We start from the raw sequence: 16,071 nt of genomic DNA, 5'->3' as shown, positions 1-16,071 counted from the left end.
CCTCTGCCTTTGCTGTGTAAAAGTTAGAAATCAATTATAGAACCATCAGGCTCTTTTAAAATAGCCTCCCTCATCTTCTTCAGCTGTTCTTCCTCGCTTGGCTTCAATCCGAGAAGTGACAGAAGTCCGAGAGAATCAAGAAGCCCTTCTGACCATTTTTCAAGCTGATCTGTCAACGTTGCGTCTGTCGGGCATAATTCATCTAGCATTTTGTTTTCGGCCAGCGCCTTATCGATCAATTCCAAGGCCAGCTCTTTTGTGATCTCGCCATTTGCCGCCTCCAGCTTTTCGCACGCTGTTTTGGCTGTTTCATCCACGGTCTCCTTCACCGGCTCAGCCACAGGCTCTGTCACTTTTTTTGCCGTGTCCGTCGTATCCTTGGCGATCTCATTTACAGGTTCGGTCACTTTGCCGACTGTCTCTTCAACAGGAGTTACTACCTTATCAACTGTGTCTTTCAGTGGATCGCTCACCCCTTTTAGCGGGTCTGTCACCTTTCCGATTGTATCCTTGAGGGGATCGGTCACTTTGCCAATTGTGTCAGCAAGCGGATCCGTCACTTTGCCGATTGTTTCATCGAGCGGGTCCGTTACTTCATCAAGCAAGTCATCGATTGGCTCGGTAACCCCCCCTATTATTTCCTCCACTTCATCCTCAGTAGCACCTTCGCAAGTTAGCGGAAGCTGGCCGCTGGTGATTTTCTCGATTTCCTTCTTCATCTGTCCAAAAGGCATTGCCCCAAGCTCCTGTAAAATTTCCAATTTGCCTGGCTTTTGTACTCCGCCATCACCATTTACTGTTTGGAGTTTTAACTGGTCGAGGCTGCTGTTGGCTGCATTCATGGAATGGGCGACCATCGTCACGCCTTCAAGAGCCGCATTCGGAATGATTTTTGCCGCGTGCACGCATGCTCCCTGGAATGAAATGGCGCTGGCATCGACCTGCATCCCTTTAATATGAACAGGGCCGCTTGCTTTCATTGTGAGGCTAACCGTCCCTCCCGAAGTCTTGAACTGTTTTGTCAGCCTCATGCCGTAAATCTTTGCTGAGTCGTAGGTGATCCGCAGCATTGGCCTGGCACTTGAGCCGGAGGTCTCGCCGGCGATAATCATCGCTTTCATATTTTCGCCAACAACTCGATCAGCCTGGATTATAAATCCCTCTGCATCAGTGCCTGCTGCATTCGTTTTTTCAATAAAAGGGAAGAATGACAATGCAGCTAGCTGAAGGCACATCACTACTAAAAATATACGATTCTTCATTTCTTCTCCCCTTTATCCCGTTTTGGCTGGCTGCGCAGCGGCATTCGCGACAGGTGCTCCTGCCGACTCTTCCGCAGGCACCATCCGCCATGCTGTCAGCAAGGCCCCGCCGATGATACCGAATATCGTTCCAAAAAGGAAGCCGCCCAGAGCGCCGATGACCGATATTATGGATAAAAAGATGACGATGATGCCCAGCGCTTTAGAGGCACTCGGCAAAAAGAAGGACATCAGTCCCATCAGTGTGATCAGGCCGCCAAACAACAAGCCGATGACGGCTACCGATCCTGGAAGAAAGGTGCTTAGATAAAGATTCAATGGTACCCATAAAATCATCAGTCCGCTTAACACGGTCAAAATTGCTCCAAAAAAAGGCCTCGTGTGCCTCCATTTTTTAAAAACCATGCCTGTCACCTCGATTATTTCTTATCGATTTTTTTCACCGTCAATTTCATGCCAGCCATATTGATCGTTTCCTGGAATAAGTAATGAGTCTTCAATTTGGCATTTTCCAGGATAATGGTGCTCGATGTTTGCTGGAATTGCTTTGTCCAGTCCGTGCTGTTATTTTCTTCTAGCACAAGGTTTTGGAACTTGGCATTTGCTTCAATCAAGCCAGCATCATGCTGAAGTCCTGAAATCTGTACAGGTTTCGATGCCTGGATTTTAACGCGGATCCAGTCTCCGCCAACCTGAAAATCCTTGTATAATTGCAGATTGTCGATAGTCAGGGTTTTAATGATATTGGTACCTTGTGGCGCGGCGTCTGAACTGCTCGTTTCACCAAGTTTTGGGTAGAACTTGTAGCCTTCACCTTCAAGCTTATCGAACTCAACATAAAAATCTCCTACACCCGCAATCGGGACTGCATATGCTACACCTGATACACCGAACGACACCAGTAAGATTCCAAGCGCAAGAAGTCCAGCTGCCAGCGCACCCCAAAAAACCTTCTTATTCGTCTTGCTTTCCATTACGACAGCTCCGTTCAAGGAAGCCACCTCCATTAAAATATTTTTAAAATTCAAAATTAATTCTTGTTAATAACATATCCCCGAAAAATCAAGCCTACAACTCCGAAAAAAATCGTTAACAACTTGTTAACCCCGTTAAGTGTCGGGGTATAAAGAAGCGACAGACATAATTCTGAATTTTTAAACGAATGTTATTTTACCAGAATTTGAGAGTGAGGTTGCCTGATGGAACATAAGATTGAGGATTTGGCCATTAGAGGTTTATTTCTTTTAAAAGAATGCGAGAAACCGTTTCTTAAAGAATGGCTACATTTAAAGAAGGACATGAAAGCCTGGCAAAATAATCTTGTATCTGAATTTGAGAGCATGATTGTCTATGGCTTCAACAACCTTTCACGGACCACTTTTGAATCTTCAAATGATTTCATCCAGTTATTAGTCCTAAGGTGGCAAAAACGCCACCCTGAATTCGTCGATGATTTTGACGCCATCTTTCTGATCAGCGCAGTTGAGAACTTATTTCATAAAGTCTTAAAGAAAAGGAATGCTGGATTCCTCGAGCACCAGGCGGTACAGGTCTTTTTCACGAGAATCCTCGACAAGGTCCTGCGGACGCAGCAGCTGGAATACCAGGATGATAAATGGCTGAAGATGATGTTGAGCCTGCGTGCAGTTCCTAGTAACTGGCTTGCGGTCATCCGCAATGAAAAATCCCAATGCAAAGTAAACAAAATCGTTTGCGCCGATGACCTTTTGGTAAATGAACAGCTGGTCACCATATGCGAGGGGCTTCAAGCTGAGCATGCATCAGACCTGTCAATGGCGCTTTCCAGATTGTTGTCACCAGGAGAGGAACATCCTCAAATTATCACGATACCATGCCTGACGGAAACACTGTTAATCTGCGTGAAAGATAAAGCGGAGACTGTGACAGAGGCGCAAAAGGAAACTTTTCGAAAAATGTATCTGAAACAAATGAAGCTGAATCACCTGGAAAGTGAACTTGAGTGGAAGGATGCTACCCTTCTGTTCCAGCAGCGGCTGATCCGTTCCCAAAGCGCTTCGGAAGCTGTTAAAATGATTACCCAGGGCTTGGTTGATTACCTGCCATTTTCACGCTGCGCCCTGTTCATCTATTCCCCCGGGGAGCACAGCGGAGTCGGCGTTCATGCCCATAACGTCAATACAGGCTCTGTGCAGCACATCAAGGAGAGTATTGCCGAATTTCCGCTGCTTACGAAATACTTGAAGCATTTCAGCCATTCCAAACCAATTTTTATCGAAGATGCAGCTGAAATTTTGCCTGTAAAATACGTCCATGATTATTGCCTGAAATCATTGGTTGTCCTGCCAATCTATGTTCCTGCTGAAAATAAACTGATTGGTCTTGCACTGCTTGACCGCGGAGAACACAAATCATTTACCGTCAACAACCAGACCCTGACCGCTCTTATCAAATTCGGACAATATGGCGGTGAATTGTTGAACCAGTACTATGAGGATGCCGTCCAGCTTTTCGGCGTCCAGCGTGCCGTCCTGACTATCCGTGAACGAGAGGTGCTCAAGCTGATTGCCGAAGGTGCTTCCATCAATGAAGCTGCTGACGCACTCCACCTCAGTTCCTACACTGTACGTGACTATATTTCAGCCATCATCCAAAAACTCGATGCGAAAAACCGGACCGATGCAGCCGTCAAAGCGTTGAAAATGAGGTTGATTCAGTAAAACTCGGGCCTGCTCCCCTGATGGGAGCAGGCCCTATTGCTTTTTGCCTCACAATCTCGCAGAATATAAGAGATATAAACCTTAGGGGGAACATTAGGATGTGGAATGAATTCAAGAAATTCGCCTTTAAAGGCAATGTGCTGGATCTCGCTGTCGGAGTCATTATCGGGGCCGCATTTGGAAAAATCGTTTCATCGCTTGTCGATGACATTATCATGCCGATTGTAGGACTGGCTACTTTTGGCGCTGACTTTTCTGATCTTAAATACAAAGTAATAGCATATGGTTCGTTTCTTCAGGCCGTCGTCAACTTTTTCATCACCGCCTTCGCCATTTTCATCTTTGTGAGAATCATCAACCACTATCGAAAAAAAGAAGCGGCCAAGCCTGCAGCTCCTGTTCCTGATGTAAAAGAAGAGCTTTTAAAAGAAATCCGCGATCTTCTTAAGGAACAAAAACAAATCTAATCTTCCTATTATTGGATTTAATGCCAACTTTTAATTGAGTTTATTAAGTTTTCTGTGATTTCACGCGGGTATATGTATAGTGCAAGGCCAATACAAAACCTAGAAGGGACTGGTTAAAGTGCAAAACTTTACGGCGACTTCAGAAAATGTCATTGGCTTAGCACACGGAGGAAGATTTGCGTTGCTATCTCAAGGAACGCTGGTTTTGAATCGATGGACTTAACATCGATTGACCACATTGTTTGAATAGCTTGAGCAGAGCACTCCTCTAAGTAAGTCCGCAGGATACGAGCAACGCCAATACTAGTTATGAAGGGACTGGTTAAAGTGGAAGACTTTACGGCGACTTCGGAATACGTCATTGGCTATGCAAGCGGAGGAAGATTTGCGCTGCTGTCTCAAGGCACGCTGGTCTTAAATCGATACATTTAAAATCGATTTACCCCAGATCGCAAATTGAATAGCAACAGCAGAATTACTCCTCCCATCGTCCGTATGTCGGACTCAAAAAAGGTGCAGGCCCAGCGGCCCGCACCTTTTTTGATTAAAGTTCTTTTCAACAAAAATTGAATTACAAAACAAAAAAAATTCGGCACCTGGAATTTTTTCTTTTTGATGTCTATTAAGATTAGTGAAAATTACTTCACCAGCATTTGCCCGAAACCGGAACGGAGCGGTGATTTCGGTAACAACGAAGGACCTAGTTTTATTCCTTTATAAAATTTATTGAAACTAGAACAGCTCTCTTTATCATAAGCGAAAAGAGCCCCAAAGTATCACCCCTCACCAGATATTCGCGCCAGGAAAAATTTATCTCTAGTATTTTCCCTTTTTTATCTAGTTCTGAATGTGCTCCTCCAGGTTTACTAGATTCGGCCATCAGGGTATTTAATATATATCTTTCACAAGGAGGTTTTTTACATGGAAAAAGACCATATGATCCATAAAGATGGCGAAGTCGATACTAGCAAGGTGGATGAGACCCTGGAACGGATGGATACGCAGCAGGCGGATGAGATCCTTGGGGATTTCAATGAGTTCAGGACTTATTTAAGCAAACGGATCAAGCTTGGCAAAACAGCGGGGCTTGATGAGGAGCAGCTTGCGAAAACGGCGGAAAAGGTTGCCGATTACCTTGCTGATAATGTCACACCGCGAAACAAAGAGGAGCAGCTGCTGCAGGAGCTTTGGAAGGTTGGCACAAAAGAACAACAGCATGCTCTTGCACATATGCTTGTAAAATTGGCTGAATAAAAGAATCGCCCGCTCTCCGGGCGATTTTTCTGTCCATGCTTTTATTTTTCTAAACACTAGGAAGCAGTTTATCGAACGTCATCCAAAGAATCTGTTCTTCTTTTTCACTTTCAGGATATCTCCAATCCAGCCTTTTTTCTTCAAATAATAGTATAGGCCTGCTGTTGTAGCGAATATTAACACACCGGCAAATACATAGCCGAATTTCCATTCAAGCTCCGGCATGAACTTGAAGTTCATTCCCCATACCGCTCCCCAAGCTGTTACTGGCGTAAACAGGATTGTTATGACAGTCAGGGTCTTAAAGATTTCATTTCCGCGATGGGTCGAGACGACTTCTTCTAATCTGATCATTGTATCGATTGCCTCCTGGTATTCTGTCAGTAACATCCTGATGCGCTCTACACGGGTTTCAACGCGGTTGAATTCTGCCTGTTCGTGGACGCCTTTTCCATATGCCTCTTCTGCGATGAATTTTAACTCAACAATCGGAATAACTAGATTTTTCCATATCAGGAGCTCATGGCGATTTTCATAGATTCTCTCGAGGATTTCAAGGTTGTTCTGTTCCTTCATTTCCCATAATAATTCATGAAGCCGTTCTTCATAGGCATCGATCTTTTTCAAATAGCTCGCTAAAATTTTACCCAGGAGAATGAAAAAGCCTTCAACTGCATTTTCGGCCTGTTCCATCTGTTTGTGAACACCAATATCACTAACATCAAGTATGGAAAAGTCAAAATCCACCGTTATAAAGAAGTCTTCGCAGATGTAAAAATGAAAAATGTTTTTCTCTCCTTTCTCCTCGATATCCTGCTGATAAATAAGAGAGCCCCAAATGTACTCATCTCCCTTAGTCTCGGTATTCAGGTCAAGGAGATTTGCTTTGCGGTCTTTTATATTTTCCAACCATTCTCGTCTAGCGGGACTTTGTGAGATAAGCTCCTTTATCTTCTCCTCATCTTTCTGTTGGAAATCATACCATTTCCATCTTTTTTCATTAAATATATGTTTCAATGGTCTCAGACCTTTCATTATGTTTTTCAACTAACTACTACTCTTCCCTTTATCAGCCAGCTTGAAACGATTCGATTCTAATACTTGGCAAACCTACCATTTTAAAAATGTTTCTGAATTTTATAGAGAGGGTAAAAAAGAGTATAGACAAAAGCATAAATTAATCATTAATAGGAGGGATAAATATGCAAGCAAAAGCAAAAAATGCAGTCATGTTAGGTGTAGGAGCCGCAGCATTATGGATGGCAATGAAGCCTGAAAATAAAGCAAAACTTACCGAGATGGCCACCCAGGTAAAAGAAAAAGTCATGCCATCCAAGACAGATGTGCTGCCAGTACAAAAAGCCGGCAACCCAGACCCAAATGATGTCGAAGACAACAAAATGGTCAGTGAAGGTTCTATGTACGGAGTGAACTATTACAACGAGAACTTACAAGAACAGCGATAAAAATGTCCGGGGAAAGCCTTCCCCGGTCTATTTTTGTTTAATTCACACCTCGTCGATCAATACTATATAGGGCGAGGGGGATGGAGGTTATGGGTATCCTATTCATTTTCATCTATCTGTTCATTGTTTTTACAGTGATTGAGATTAACACATCCATATTTGTGGCAACCGGCCTTGACCGGAAAATCGCCCGGTTCCAGGTCATTTCGATGCTAACGGGCACTGGATTCACGACCGGTGAATCCGAATTGATCATTGATCATCCTGTCAGAAGAAAACTGGGGGCTTTCCTGATTTTGTTTGGGGCATTCTCGCTGGCAGTCATCATCTCTGCTATAAGTAAGCTTTTATCTGATAGCTTTTATACCATGGAAATAGCCTATGTTGCTGTCGGACTTTTAGCATTGTTATTTATTTTAAAGGCGCCGACAGTACAAAAGAAGATCGGCCAAAAGATGAAAAGTGAATTAAAAGAGAATTACGAGTTAGCAGATTTGCCAATCAGTGATGTCCTTTTGATGGACGATGATGATGAGGTCAGGGAAATTGCTCTAAAAGAAGACTCCCGATATGCGGATAGGACGTTCGATGAAATTGTGGACAAAGAGGATGATGTCATGCTCCTATTCATCAAGAGAGGCGCAATCAATATCCGCAACAAAGCATATGATACCAAACTGGAGCCTGGCGATAAACTTATTTTATATGGCAACAACCCCCGGATAGAAGAAATATTTGAAGATGCCTGACCCGATGGTTTGGTTCATCCACCGCGAGTCAGGCATTTATTGTTTTCTCTGAGCTTGGCAATTCCTTCTTTGCACACTCCGTATTGCAGCCATGAACAGTTTTTGCAAAGCATATCAAGGTCATCTGGTTCAACCTTTTCCGCCGTCCACTGGACAAGCTCAGATTTTAGATAATGTTCTCCCGGTACCAGCCCCAGATGACGAATGACATTCCCATCCATCGTCAGCACATGTTCATTCGAACCCTCACTCGCCTCACAAATCTCAAGCCCCCTATGCGGACAAGACATGCATGCGTCATCAAACGCAGCGACCACCTTTATGTAAAAATCCTGCTCAGGGTCGCGTATATCTTTTACGATACTCTCCATCTTTTTCACAAATTCAGGGCTGTAGCCCATCCCCCGGAAACCATGCACACAGAGGAGATGGTGCCCGCGCAATACTTTTTCCACTTCATCACTCCTGAAAAATTAAGCTGTATAATTAATTCTGCGAAAGTTCTTTGTTTTCCTGTTAAAATCTCGAATCTTTAATCGGGCTCTTAGCCAGCCAGGTAATGCCGATTTTTTTGCAAATCGTCAGGTAGTGCAGCAGTAAGATGACCATACTCCCCGTATTCATTCCGACGATGACCCCTTCCATCCTCCATTCGGGTCTCGAGCCCAAGAGGTAAATAAGGGAAAAGGTAACAATCGTAGCATAAACAGAGTGAATAAAGGCGTCCTTCACCAATCCAAGTCCGATCAGATAAGCCTGCATCGGTATAGTAAAGTAGTGGAACAGGAAGTATGGCGCAAGCAGCTGTAAAAATACTGCTGCCTGCTTAGAATGAAAAAAAGTATTGGTCAGAGGCTCTGCCAGAAAGTAAAAAGCCGTTACAGCTGGCAATCCATAAAGCAATGTCAGCAGCATTACTTGCTGAAGCAGTTTTTGCAGCTTGAAGAACTCTTTTTCCGCATAAGCCTTCGATACAGTCGGAATCAGGATGATCAGGAACGAATGGGCTATAAACGCCGGGAAAAATCCAATCGTCATTGCGATTCCCGCCATCATCCCGAATTGTTCCGTTGCCATTTCGGATGATAACCCTGCGCTGACGATCGCAAACTTTATCAAAAACGGCTGAACAGCATGTGTCAGCGAATGAAAAATTCTCAAGCCGGTCGTCGGCACGGAAACCTCGACAAGACTCTTTCTCACCTCTCGCCCGCTTACATGCTTACCCGGAACACTTTTAATCCTTTGGTAAGACATAACAAAGTAATGTAATAGATAAAGGAAGACAACGAGTTCGCTTCCCGCCAGTGTGCAAAAGGCAACAAGGAGAGCTGTTTCGCTCCCAAACTCAAAAAACTGAAAAACCGCTGAGAGCAGCAGAAGCTGAACAGCTCTTCTGATAAAATGGGAAATTGCGATTTTTCCCATATCCTGTTTTCCCATGAAAAATCCCCTGGCGATAGCGGAGATTGTCATAACCGGTATCAGTGACAGGACGACCCATTTAAGCAGTGGGTGATAATCCTTGAACACAGGAATGATTGGAAGCACAAAAGCAGCCGCAATCAGCAAAACCGCAGTGAATACTACCGCCAGCCTGATGGCATGCTTGATCATGCTCCGGTGGTAAGACTCATCCCTCTCCGCGATCATTTTTGAAATCGACACCGGCAGCTCAAAGCTCGCGAGCATCATGATCAGGAAAATCGTCGGCAATATCGTCATGTAATGCCCCATCCCGCTTTCCCCAAGCTCCCTTGCGAGAATCATATTGACGAGGAACTCCACCACTTCTCCAAGAAAAGTAGCAACCACAAGGATAGACATCCCTTTTAAAAAAGTATTCATAGCTTCTCTCCCAATCCTGTCTCATTTACTCCTATAAACATATGAGACAAGTCCGGACAATATGAAAGGGTAAATTTTGAGGTGTATGCGTGAGTCATCTTCCACTGTTTGGCGAGTTTTCATAACAAGGATTACATTTCAATAGCGGAAAGTTTTATTTTTATAGCGATATTCTTATTATTTATACAGAGTTTCATTTTTTTATAGCGGTATTCTTATTCTTTATAGCTAATTTCTTATTTTAATAACGAGTTCCTTTTAAATATAGTGGAATTCTTATTTTTATAGCGAGTTTTCATTTTTTATAGCGGCTTTTTGTTTTTTATAGCGACTTTTCACTTTTTATAGCGACTTTCTCCTTTTTATAGCGAATTGGAAATTACAGCATGTTTTTTCCAGTAAAATAAAGGAAGAACTGCTTATATAAGCAGTTCTTCAACTATCATGATATTTCCTCAAGCTTTGAATACAGCTGGTTTCTTTTTGACTCTAAAACTTCTTTTTCAGCATGAAGCTCCTGGAGCTTTGCGAGATCGGTCATTATGGCCATTTGCTGTTCAAGCTCGTCAATTGATTTTTCATGACTCTCGATTTCCTCAAACAGAGCTTCTTCATCTATAACAGCTTCCTTGACTGTTTCTTGCCTGATTGAATGCTTTACAGATTCCGCATGTGCAGGAGCTGCAGCCTCCCACAGCTTCCTCTTCTCCGCCATTTTCACTCTCGCCCGGTCATAATTGCCTTCTATTTCCGTCAGCTCTCCGCCCTCCAGCCAGTAAACCCTATCAAATAGCTTATTCAAGAAATAGCGATCATGGGAGACGGCCAGGAGCGTACCCTCGAACCCTGCCAGCGCTTCTTCCAGTACTTCTCGTGAATCGATATCCAGATGATTGGTTGGCTCATCTAGAATCAGGAAATTGAGATCCTGGTGCATCAACTGCGCGAGACGAAGCCTCATTCGTTCGCCGCCGCTCAGCTGGGAAACTTTCTTAAAGACATCCGGACCATAGAACAGGAAACCGGCGAGCACATTCCGGGCCTCTCCCTCATTCATGACTACCTCATTCCGGAACGCATCTAGCACGGTGCCGTCCTGGCTGGAAAGCTCCATATGCTGTGATAGGTAACCGATTTTGACATTGCTTCCGTTTCGGACTTCTCCTTGGTCAGGTGCAAGTTCACCCTGGACGAACTTCAGCAGCGTTGTTTTACCCGAACCATTTTCGCCGACAATCGCCGCACGGTCCTGATAGTGAAGGTGAAGATTAACCTTCGAGAAAAGTTGTCTATCTCCAAATGATTTATGCACATCTTTAAAAACGAGTACGTCCTTCCCGCTTCGCGCACCTGTATCCAGTTCGAAATTCATTTTCTTCCTGTTTAAAATCGGCCGGTCCAGCTTCTCCATCCTGGCGAGCGCTCTCTCCATGTTCGTCGCCCTTTTATGGAGAGCCGCACTTGGCGGGTTCGATCTATTCGCCCAGTCACGCAATCGCTTGATTGCCTCTTTCATTTTCTTGATTTTTCGCTGTTGCTCTTCAAATGCCTGGAATTCCCGCAGTAATTTCGCTTCTTTTTCCTTGATGAACCCGGAGTAATTGGCATGATAGAGGTCAATTTCTCCATCTTCAAGGTCGAGGATTTTTGTCGCTGTTTCATCAAGGAAATAACGGTCATGCGAGATAATCACAACGGTACCATCATATTCTTTCAGAAACTCAGCCAGCCACTCAGCCGCCATGATATCAAGGTGGTTTGTCGGCTCATCGAGAAGCAATAAATCTGGATTCCTCAGCAAACTCAGCCCTAGACCGACCTTCGTTTTCTCACCGCCGCTAAGGCTGTTAAAATTCGAACCAAGCATGCCCTCAATCTTCAAGCCGTTGGCAATACGGTCAATATTTGCTTCCATTTCATAACCGCCTCCGAGAGTAAACTTCTCCTGGAGAACTCCGTATTTTGCCAGCAGCCTTTCAAGCTTATGCGAATCCTCGCCGGCTTCTGCCATCTTGGTTTCAAGCTGCTTCATCTCCGCCTGAACTTCAAGTAACTCGTCAAAGGCTGTTTCCAGAACTCCCCTGGCGGTTATCCTCTCCTCATAAACAGGAATCTGGGCCAGGTAGCCGATGTTCAAACCTTTTTTCCAATGTATCTTTCCTTGATCCGCTTCTTCCATGCCCGCGATCAGCTTCATCAGCGTTGTCTTTCCGCAACCGTTGGGTCCGACCAGCCCGACCCTGTCCTTCTCGCTTATTTCAAAAGACAAATCTTCAAAAATCAGATTGCCTCCGTACATTTTGCTTATATGGTTAATACTGCATGCTATCATCATTTTTTCCTCCTATTAACGATCCCCCTTTTCAGCTGACGCCGCCCGGTTTGTTTTAAAAGCACAAAAAAGCCAGGGGCAGATGGCTCTGCTCCTGGCTTCTGGATTCCTTGAATGCAAAGAGAGACTTAGCCTGCCCTCCACATTCACCGAAACATATTCCTAAGCGGGAAAAGAGATGATCCTACCGTTTGTATTTGATATTGAGCTGTTAAAAAAGGACATACGTATCCCATTGGCAGCTGCAACAGCAAATTTTGCACGACAAAAATAAAGGAATTCATTCCAAAATCCGCGTACAAAAACAGTCTTGATCATCTCTCCTCACCTCCGTTCAATAATAGTTAGTTTTATTTTACAATTCCATTATTATTTTAGCAAGTTTTTCCTGATTTGTTCCCGGTCTCATGATGAACCAGTAAAACCGGGCACATTAACAACGGATATGTTCCCAGTCTCATGAAGGACCAGTAAAACCGGGCATATAAACAAAGGATATGTTCCCGGTCTCATGAAGGACCAGTAAAACCGGGCATATAAACAAAGGATATGTTCCCGGTTTTGGCGAGGAAAGGAACAACGGGCCACATATGTAAATGGCAGACTTCTTTCGCAAATCCCCTTGTTTCTGCTGATCACAATCCAATTGCCATATCCTATTTCAGCCACAATTTCTCCCCGTTAAAACCAACCAGCGCCAGCCACTGTTCCTGAGCGTTACTGCCTCATTTAATAACTTATCTCTGTTAATCACAGGTTTGATTAATTCCATGTCTGGTCTCTCACACTGACTTTTTTCAATTTTTCCCAGAACAATAATGTTTTGTATAAAGCGTTTAAGCTAGCTTGGCTCACGGGTAAGGGATAACTAATGAAGGAGTGGGTGACAAATGCTGAGACAACTGGAACTTTCTGATTACCAGCTCTGGATGTGTAAAAAGATAAAGGAAAAGTTAGCTGAAAAGCATGACTATATAAATAGCGCTTCCCGTTATCCAAATGAGTTTGAGGAACGGGAAGTCATATCCATAGCGCTAAGCGAAATGCTTATGAAATTAGATGTAATCGACAAAAAAGCGAATTAGATTAGCGGGGGCCATTGGCCTCTTTTTTGTTGGCTGTTTTCGGAAAGATTTTTGTTAAAATCCTAAAGCCGATTTCAACGTAATATAAGGCCATTTTGCAGGTCGGTATTAAGTTTGCACGCTCTTTTCTCTCAAAAGAGTCAACTTTGCGAAGAAAAATAGGTCATTCCATCCTAGCAACAAAGTTTGAGAAAAGAGCCTTTTTGTTTTATTGATCAAAATGATCCTGAGTTGAATCCTTCCTTCTCAACTCCGTGAGGATCTCCGTCAACAATGCTTCCTGTCTTTTTGTGCTGGTGACCAGCATGACAAAAAGGACTATTAAAACGATAGGCAGACCGATTGAAAGCAATATCCCAAACAGGCCAAACAAACCAAAAAACGGCTCCATACAGTGCACCTCCCTTTGTTATTTTACGATAGAATGCCTGAATGCATAAATGACTGCCTGGGTTCTGTCCTGGACCTGGAGCTTGCTTAAGATATTGCTGACATGTGTCTTCACCGTTTTCAAAGCGATAAACAGTTCATCGGCAATTTCCTGGTTGGTCTTTCCCTCGGCAATCAGCTTCAAGACTTCCATTTCCCGCTCTGTCAGCTCTTCATGCAGCTCGACGTTGTTCTTCTGGCGCATTTTCATCATCATCTTTCCCGTCACTTCTGGCTCGAGCACTGGCTGGCCTGAGTATGTAACTCTTACCGCATTAGCGATTTCACTGGCTTTCGAGGTTTTCAGCATATAACTCGTTGCCCCGGCTTCGAGCGCGGGGTATACTTTTTCATCATCAAGGAAGCTTGTCACGATGATGATTTTCGCTTCAGGCCATTGCTCGATAATCTGCTTTGTCGCCTCGATACCATCCATTTCCTTCATGACCAGATCCATGAGGATGATATCCGGCCGCAGCTCGAGCGCCATCTCGACACCCTTCTTCCCGTTATCCGCCTCGCCGATTACCTCAATATCCGGCTGGGCCGATAAATACGACGAAACGCCAATCCGCACCATTTCATGGTCATCTACAAACACAACTTTAATCATTCTTCTCACCCGCCACCACTAAAATTGGAACCTTGACTTCAAGCCTGGTCCCTTTGTTCTCGACACTGACTATCTTCAATGTCCCGCCGATTTCCCCCGCACGTTCGTGCATATTCTGGAGGCCATATGATCCTGCTTTTGCTTCTTCTACGTTAAAACCAATACCATCATCGACAATACGCATGATCACTTTATCATCGCGCTTGATCAACAATACTTCGAGCTCTTCCGCCTTTGCATGGCGAAGCGTATTCGAAACAGACTCCTGGAGAATGCGGAATAAATGGTCTTCGACTCCCTTATCCAACGGGAATGGCTCGACCTTCCACTTGATATCCATAGTGACTTTCTGCCTTAATTCGATCAATAATTCTTCGATTCCTTCTTGCAGGCATTTGCCCTTCAAGGCAACGGGACGCAGGTGCAGAAGCAGCGCCCTCATTTCGAGCTGCGATTGATGGATCATTTCCTCGACCATCTTCAGCTGTTTTGTTTCCCGGTCTTCGGAAGGGCCCTTTGTTTCATTGATCGCAGACATCAGCATCGATGCCGCAAAAAGCTGCTGGCTGACAGAGTCATGCAGTTCACGCGCCAGCCTGTTACGTTCCTGTGAAATGATCTCCTGGATCCGCGACTCTTGTTCCTCTGCTTTTTCAGTCGCCAGCCGCTGTGACAGCATCGCTTTTTCAGAGATTTGCTTATGAAGCTTCCCTACTCTTTTTGAAATCGAGGAAATTTCTGCGTATGTCTGATTCGACTCAATTTCGGGCTCCTGTCCTTCCTCCAGCTGAAAAAGCCAGTTATCAACCGTCCCAAATTGTTTTCGCCAGTATGTCCCAGACGCCATACCAAACGCGACACCCAACACAACACTAATGCTGAAGGTAAAAATGATGAAAGGAATATCCATCAGCTCACGGTTCCATAAATCAGAAAGCTTTGCTACAGGGAAAACAAGCACAAAAGACAAAGTCACGGCGATGAATAAAATAATTCCTAGAGTCAATCCCCATAAGATTTGGCGCATCGCTGTCGTCATATGCGTTTCACCTCGATATTACCGACAAGCATCGAGGTGAAAATTTTCACTTTCTGCTCAGCGTCGTCATAGCCAGGAGTCTGCACATACAGGCTCTGGTTCAGCACCCTTCCTTCCTCATGCTCAAACACTTCAGCAGAGCCAATGACTGACGAATGCCTGAGAGTGACTTCCAAATCATATGGCACATACACTTTTACATTGCCAATGACATTACGGATGAAAACCACTGTTTCTCCCTTCGGCAGCACTGTCAGGCTCAGGTCGATGACACTGTCGCCAATCCCTGTCTGGATATTGACATCGTTCCACTCATACACATGGGAAGGCGTTTCCTGATGTCCAAACAAACGATTTTTAAAAAGAGGAGGCTTTTCGACCAGCATTTCCTTCCTGTTTTCTTTTTCAGGCTCCTGTAAAACTGGCGTGATCACTTCCGGCTTCTTTTTCGACTGTGCAAATTGATAGGCAAGATAGATCAGTACCGCTAATAGAAAAAACCTGAACGTCATCATGCTGAAAACACTGCTCAGCAAAAAGAACAAACCTGCCCAGAATAGCAGTTTCCCAGATTTCTTCGGCATCAAGGAGCGTCCGAAGTAGACCATCGCTCCGCTTGCCAGAAGGGAGAAAATCAGTCCTTCGTTAAAAAATGACACTTCTAGCAAAAGCAATATAAGTCCAGTAATCACAATCCAGCTGACATAATCATTTTTCATGTTGTTCAACATGCTGTTTTCCTCCCTTCCCCTAGATTTATTTTAAAAATGGAATATATGATAGAGGATTTTTATTATGAAGTCTTTTCGAGGTAATATCCGAAAAGGC

General features: G+C 44.2%; 18 protein-coding genes. 6 read left to right on the top strand and 12 right to left on the bottom strand.

Annotation, left to right across the window (positions count from 1 at the left end; genetic code table 11):
• Positions 1-23: 23 nt before the first annotated feature.
• The 3 genes from J7E35_RS12610 to J7E35_RS12600 are packed head-to-tail and all read right to left on the bottom strand — an operon-like array spanning position 24 to position 2,290.
• Positions 24-1,262 carry a hypothetical protein gene (locus tag J7E35_RS12610; protein WP_214780224.1) on the bottom strand — a complete coding sequence of 413 codons (1,239 nt, stop codon included), beginning with the start codon at positions 1,260-1,262 and terminating at the stop codon, positions 24-26.
• Between the two features lie 12 nt (positions 1,263-1,274).
• Positions 1,275-1,667, bottom strand: a complete 393-nt coding sequence (locus tag J7E35_RS12605; RefSeq protein ID WP_214780223.1) for a DUF6114 domain-containing protein — start codon at positions 1,665-1,667, stop codon at positions 1,275-1,277.
• Positions 1,668-1,681: 14 nt separating this feature from the next.
• Entirely contained in the window at positions 1,682-2,290 is a 609-nt protein-coding gene (locus J7E35_RS12600; protein ID WP_214780222.1) for a DUF6230 family protein, read from the bottom strand.
• Positions 2,291-2,461: 171 nt separating this feature from the next.
• Between J7E35_RS12600 and J7E35_RS12595 the strand changes: the two genes are divergently transcribed.
• The 3 genes from J7E35_RS12595 to J7E35_RS12585 all read left to right on the top strand — a co-directional run bounded on the left by J7E35_RS12595 (position 2,462) and on the right by J7E35_RS12585 (position 5,682).
• Entirely contained in the window at positions 2,462-3,961 is a 1,500-nt protein-coding gene (locus J7E35_RS12595; protein ID WP_214780220.1) for a response regulator transcription factor, read from the top strand.
• A gap of 98 nt (positions 3,962-4,059) precedes the next feature.
• Positions 4,060-4,428, top strand: coding sequence for a large-conductance mechanosensitive channel protein MscL (mscL, locus tag J7E35_RS12590; RefSeq protein WP_214735709.1), 369 nt, complete (start codon positions 4,060-4,062; stop codon positions 4,426-4,428).
• 921 nt (positions 4,429-5,349) lie between these two features.
• A complete protein-coding gene (locus J7E35_RS12585; protein WP_192469650.1) occupies positions 5,350-5,682 on the top strand; it encodes a DUF3243 domain-containing protein in 333 nt (110 codons plus the stop codon).
• A gap of 78 nt (positions 5,683-5,760) precedes the next feature.
• Here J7E35_RS12585 and J7E35_RS12580 read toward each other — a convergent pair whose 3' ends face one another.
• Positions 5,761-6,717, bottom strand: a complete 957-nt coding sequence (locus tag J7E35_RS12580; RefSeq protein WP_251040964.1) for a magnesium transporter CorA family protein — start codon at positions 6,715-6,717, stop codon at positions 5,761-5,763.
• 167 nt (positions 6,718-6,884) lie between these two features.
• Here J7E35_RS12580 and J7E35_RS12575 point away from each other — a divergent pair, with 167 nt between their 5' ends.
• Both J7E35_RS12575 and J7E35_RS12570 read left to right on the top strand, forming a co-directional pair.
• Entirely contained in the window at positions 6,885-7,148 is a 264-nt protein-coding gene (locus tag J7E35_RS12575; protein ID WP_214735712.1) for a hypothetical protein, read from the top strand.
• An 89-nt stretch (positions 7,149-7,237) separates the two neighbouring features.
• The gene (locus tag J7E35_RS12570; protein WP_214735713.1) at positions 7,238-7,897 is read left to right on the top strand and encodes a TrkA C-terminal domain-containing protein; all 660 of its coding nucleotides are present in this window, start codon (positions 7,238-7,240) and stop codon (positions 7,895-7,897) included.
• Positions 7,898-7,911: 14 nt separating this feature from the next.
• Here the strand turns inward: J7E35_RS12570 and J7E35_RS12565 are convergent, their stop codons facing one another.
• From J7E35_RS12565 to J7E35_RS23500, 4 genes are all read right to left on the bottom strand, one after another.
• Positions 7,912-8,298, bottom strand: a complete 387-nt coding sequence (locus tag J7E35_RS12565) for a DUF1284 domain-containing protein (RefSeq protein ID WP_251009548.1) — start codon at positions 8,296-8,298, stop codon at positions 7,912-7,914.
• 115 nt (positions 8,299-8,413) lie between these two features.
• Positions 8,414-9,745, bottom strand: a complete 1,332-nt coding sequence (locus J7E35_RS12560; protein WP_214735715.1) for a polysaccharide biosynthesis protein — start codon at positions 9,743-9,745, stop codon at positions 8,414-8,416.
• Positions 9,746-10,187: 442 nt separating this feature from the next.
• Positions 10,188-12,077 carry a ribosomal protection-like ABC-F family protein gene (abc-f, locus tag J7E35_RS12555; RefSeq protein WP_214780213.1) on the bottom strand — a complete coding sequence of 630 codons (1,890 nt, stop codon included), beginning with the start codon at positions 12,075-12,077 and terminating at the stop codon, positions 10,188-10,190.
• A gap of 162 nt (positions 12,078-12,239) precedes the next feature.
• On the bottom strand, positions 12,240-12,395 hold the full coding sequence (locus tag J7E35_RS23500) for an RAxF-45 family protein (protein WP_285289108.1): 156 nt from the start codon (positions 12,393-12,395) through the stop codon (positions 12,240-12,242).
• A gap of 572 nt (positions 12,396-12,967) precedes the next feature.
• Between J7E35_RS23500 and J7E35_RS12550 the strand changes: the two genes are divergently transcribed.
• Positions 12,968-13,162, top strand: coding sequence for a hypothetical protein (locus J7E35_RS12550; RefSeq protein WP_192469657.1), 195 nt, complete (start codon positions 12,968-12,970; stop codon positions 13,160-13,162).
• A gap of 208 nt (positions 13,163-13,370) precedes the next feature.
• On the opposite strand, the gene J7E35_RS12545 is transcribed toward J7E35_RS12550, so the two are convergent.
• The 4 genes from J7E35_RS12545 to liaF are packed head-to-tail and all read right to left on the bottom strand — an operon-like array spanning position 13,371 to position 15,974.
• Positions 13,371-13,553, bottom strand: coding sequence for a hypothetical protein (locus J7E35_RS12545; protein WP_214780211.1), 183 nt, complete (start codon positions 13,551-13,553; stop codon positions 13,371-13,373).
• Between the two features lie 18 nt (positions 13,554-13,571).
• The gene (locus J7E35_RS12540; protein ID WP_214735718.1) at positions 13,572-14,204 is read right to left on the bottom strand and encodes a response regulator transcription factor; all 633 of its coding nucleotides are present in this window, start codon (positions 14,202-14,204) and stop codon (positions 13,572-13,574) included.
• Positions 14,197-15,243: a sensor histidine kinase gene (locus J7E35_RS12535; protein WP_214780210.1), complete on the bottom strand. Its 1,047-nt coding sequence runs from the start codon at positions 15,241-15,243 to the stop codon at positions 14,197-14,199. The genes J7E35_RS12540 and J7E35_RS12535 overlap by 8 nt, the downstream gene beginning before the upstream one ends.
• Positions 15,240-15,974, bottom strand: coding sequence for a cell wall-active antibiotics response protein LiaF (liaF, locus tag J7E35_RS12530; RefSeq protein WP_214780208.1), 735 nt, complete (start codon positions 15,972-15,974; stop codon positions 15,240-15,242). The genes J7E35_RS12535 and liaF overlap by 4 nt, the downstream gene beginning before the upstream one ends.
• Positions 15,975-16,071: the final 97 nt, after the last annotated feature.

Source organism: Bacillus sp. ISL-45, assembly GCF_018613195.1.
In the GTDB taxonomy this organism is placed as follows: domain Bacteria; phylum Bacillota; class Bacilli; order Bacillales; family Cytobacillaceae; genus Mesobacillus.
Note: the sequence above shows the minus strand (reverse complement) of the source record. Positions and strands in the feature narration are given on the sequence as shown.

Coding starts and splice junctions, on each gene's coding strand:
- J7E35_RS12610 (WP_214780224.1), bottom strand. CDS start 1,262: ATGAAGAATCGTATATTTTTAGTAGTGATGTGCCTTCAGCTAGCTGCA.
- J7E35_RS12605 (WP_214780223.1), bottom strand. CDS start 1,667: ATGGTTTTTAAAAAATGGAGGCACACGAGGCCTTTTTTTGGAGCAATT.
- J7E35_RS12595 (WP_214780220.1), top strand. CDS start 2,462: ATGGAACATAAGATTGAGGATTTGGCCATTAGAGGTTTATTTCTTTTA.
- mscL (WP_214735709.1), top strand. CDS start 4,060: ATGTGGAATGAATTCAAGAAATTCGCCTTTAAAGGCAATGTGCTGGAT.
- J7E35_RS12585 (WP_192469650.1), top strand. CDS start 5,350: ATGGAAAAAGACCATATGATCCATAAAGATGGCGAAGTCGATACTAGC.
- J7E35_RS12580 (WP_251040964.1), bottom strand. CDS start 6,717: ATGAAAGGTCTGAGACCATTGAAACATATATTTAATGAAAAAAGATGG.
- J7E35_RS12575 (WP_214735712.1), top strand. CDS start 6,885: ATGCAAGCAAAAGCAAAAAATGCAGTCATGTTAGGTGTAGGAGCCGCA.
- J7E35_RS12570 (WP_214735713.1), top strand. CDS start 7,238: ATGGGTATCCTATTCATTTTCATCTATCTGTTCATTGTTTTTACAGTG.
- J7E35_RS12565 (WP_251009548.1), bottom strand. CDS start 8,298: ATGGGCTACAGCCCTGAATTTGTGAAAAAGATGGAGAGTATCGTAAAA.
- J7E35_RS12560 (WP_214735715.1), bottom strand. CDS start 9,745: ATGAATACTTTTTTAAAAGGGATGTCTATCCTTGTGGTTGCTACTTTT.
- abc-f (WP_214780213.1), bottom strand. CDS start 12,077: ATGATAGCATGCAGTATTAACCATATAAGCAAAATGTACGGAGGCAAT.
- J7E35_RS23500 (WP_285289108.1), bottom strand. CDS start 12,395: ATGATCAAGACTGTTTTTGTACGCGGATTTTGGAATGAATTCCTTTAT.
- J7E35_RS12550 (WP_192469657.1), top strand. CDS start 12,968: ATGCTGAGACAACTGGAACTTTCTGATTACCAGCTCTGGATGTGTAAA.
- J7E35_RS12545 (WP_214780211.1), bottom strand. CDS start 13,553: ATGGAGCCGTTTTTTGGTTTGTTTGGCCTGTTTGGGATATTGCTTTCA.
- J7E35_RS12540 (WP_214735718.1), bottom strand. CDS start 14,204: ATGATTAAAGTTGTGTTTGTAGATGACCATGAAATGGTGCGGATTGGC.
- J7E35_RS12535 (WP_214780210.1), bottom strand. CDS start 15,243: ATGACGACAGCGATGCGCCAAATCTTATGGGGATTGACTCTAGGAATT.
- liaF (WP_214780208.1), bottom strand. CDS start 15,974: ATGTTGAACAACATGAAAAATGATTATGTCAGCTGGATTGTGATTACT.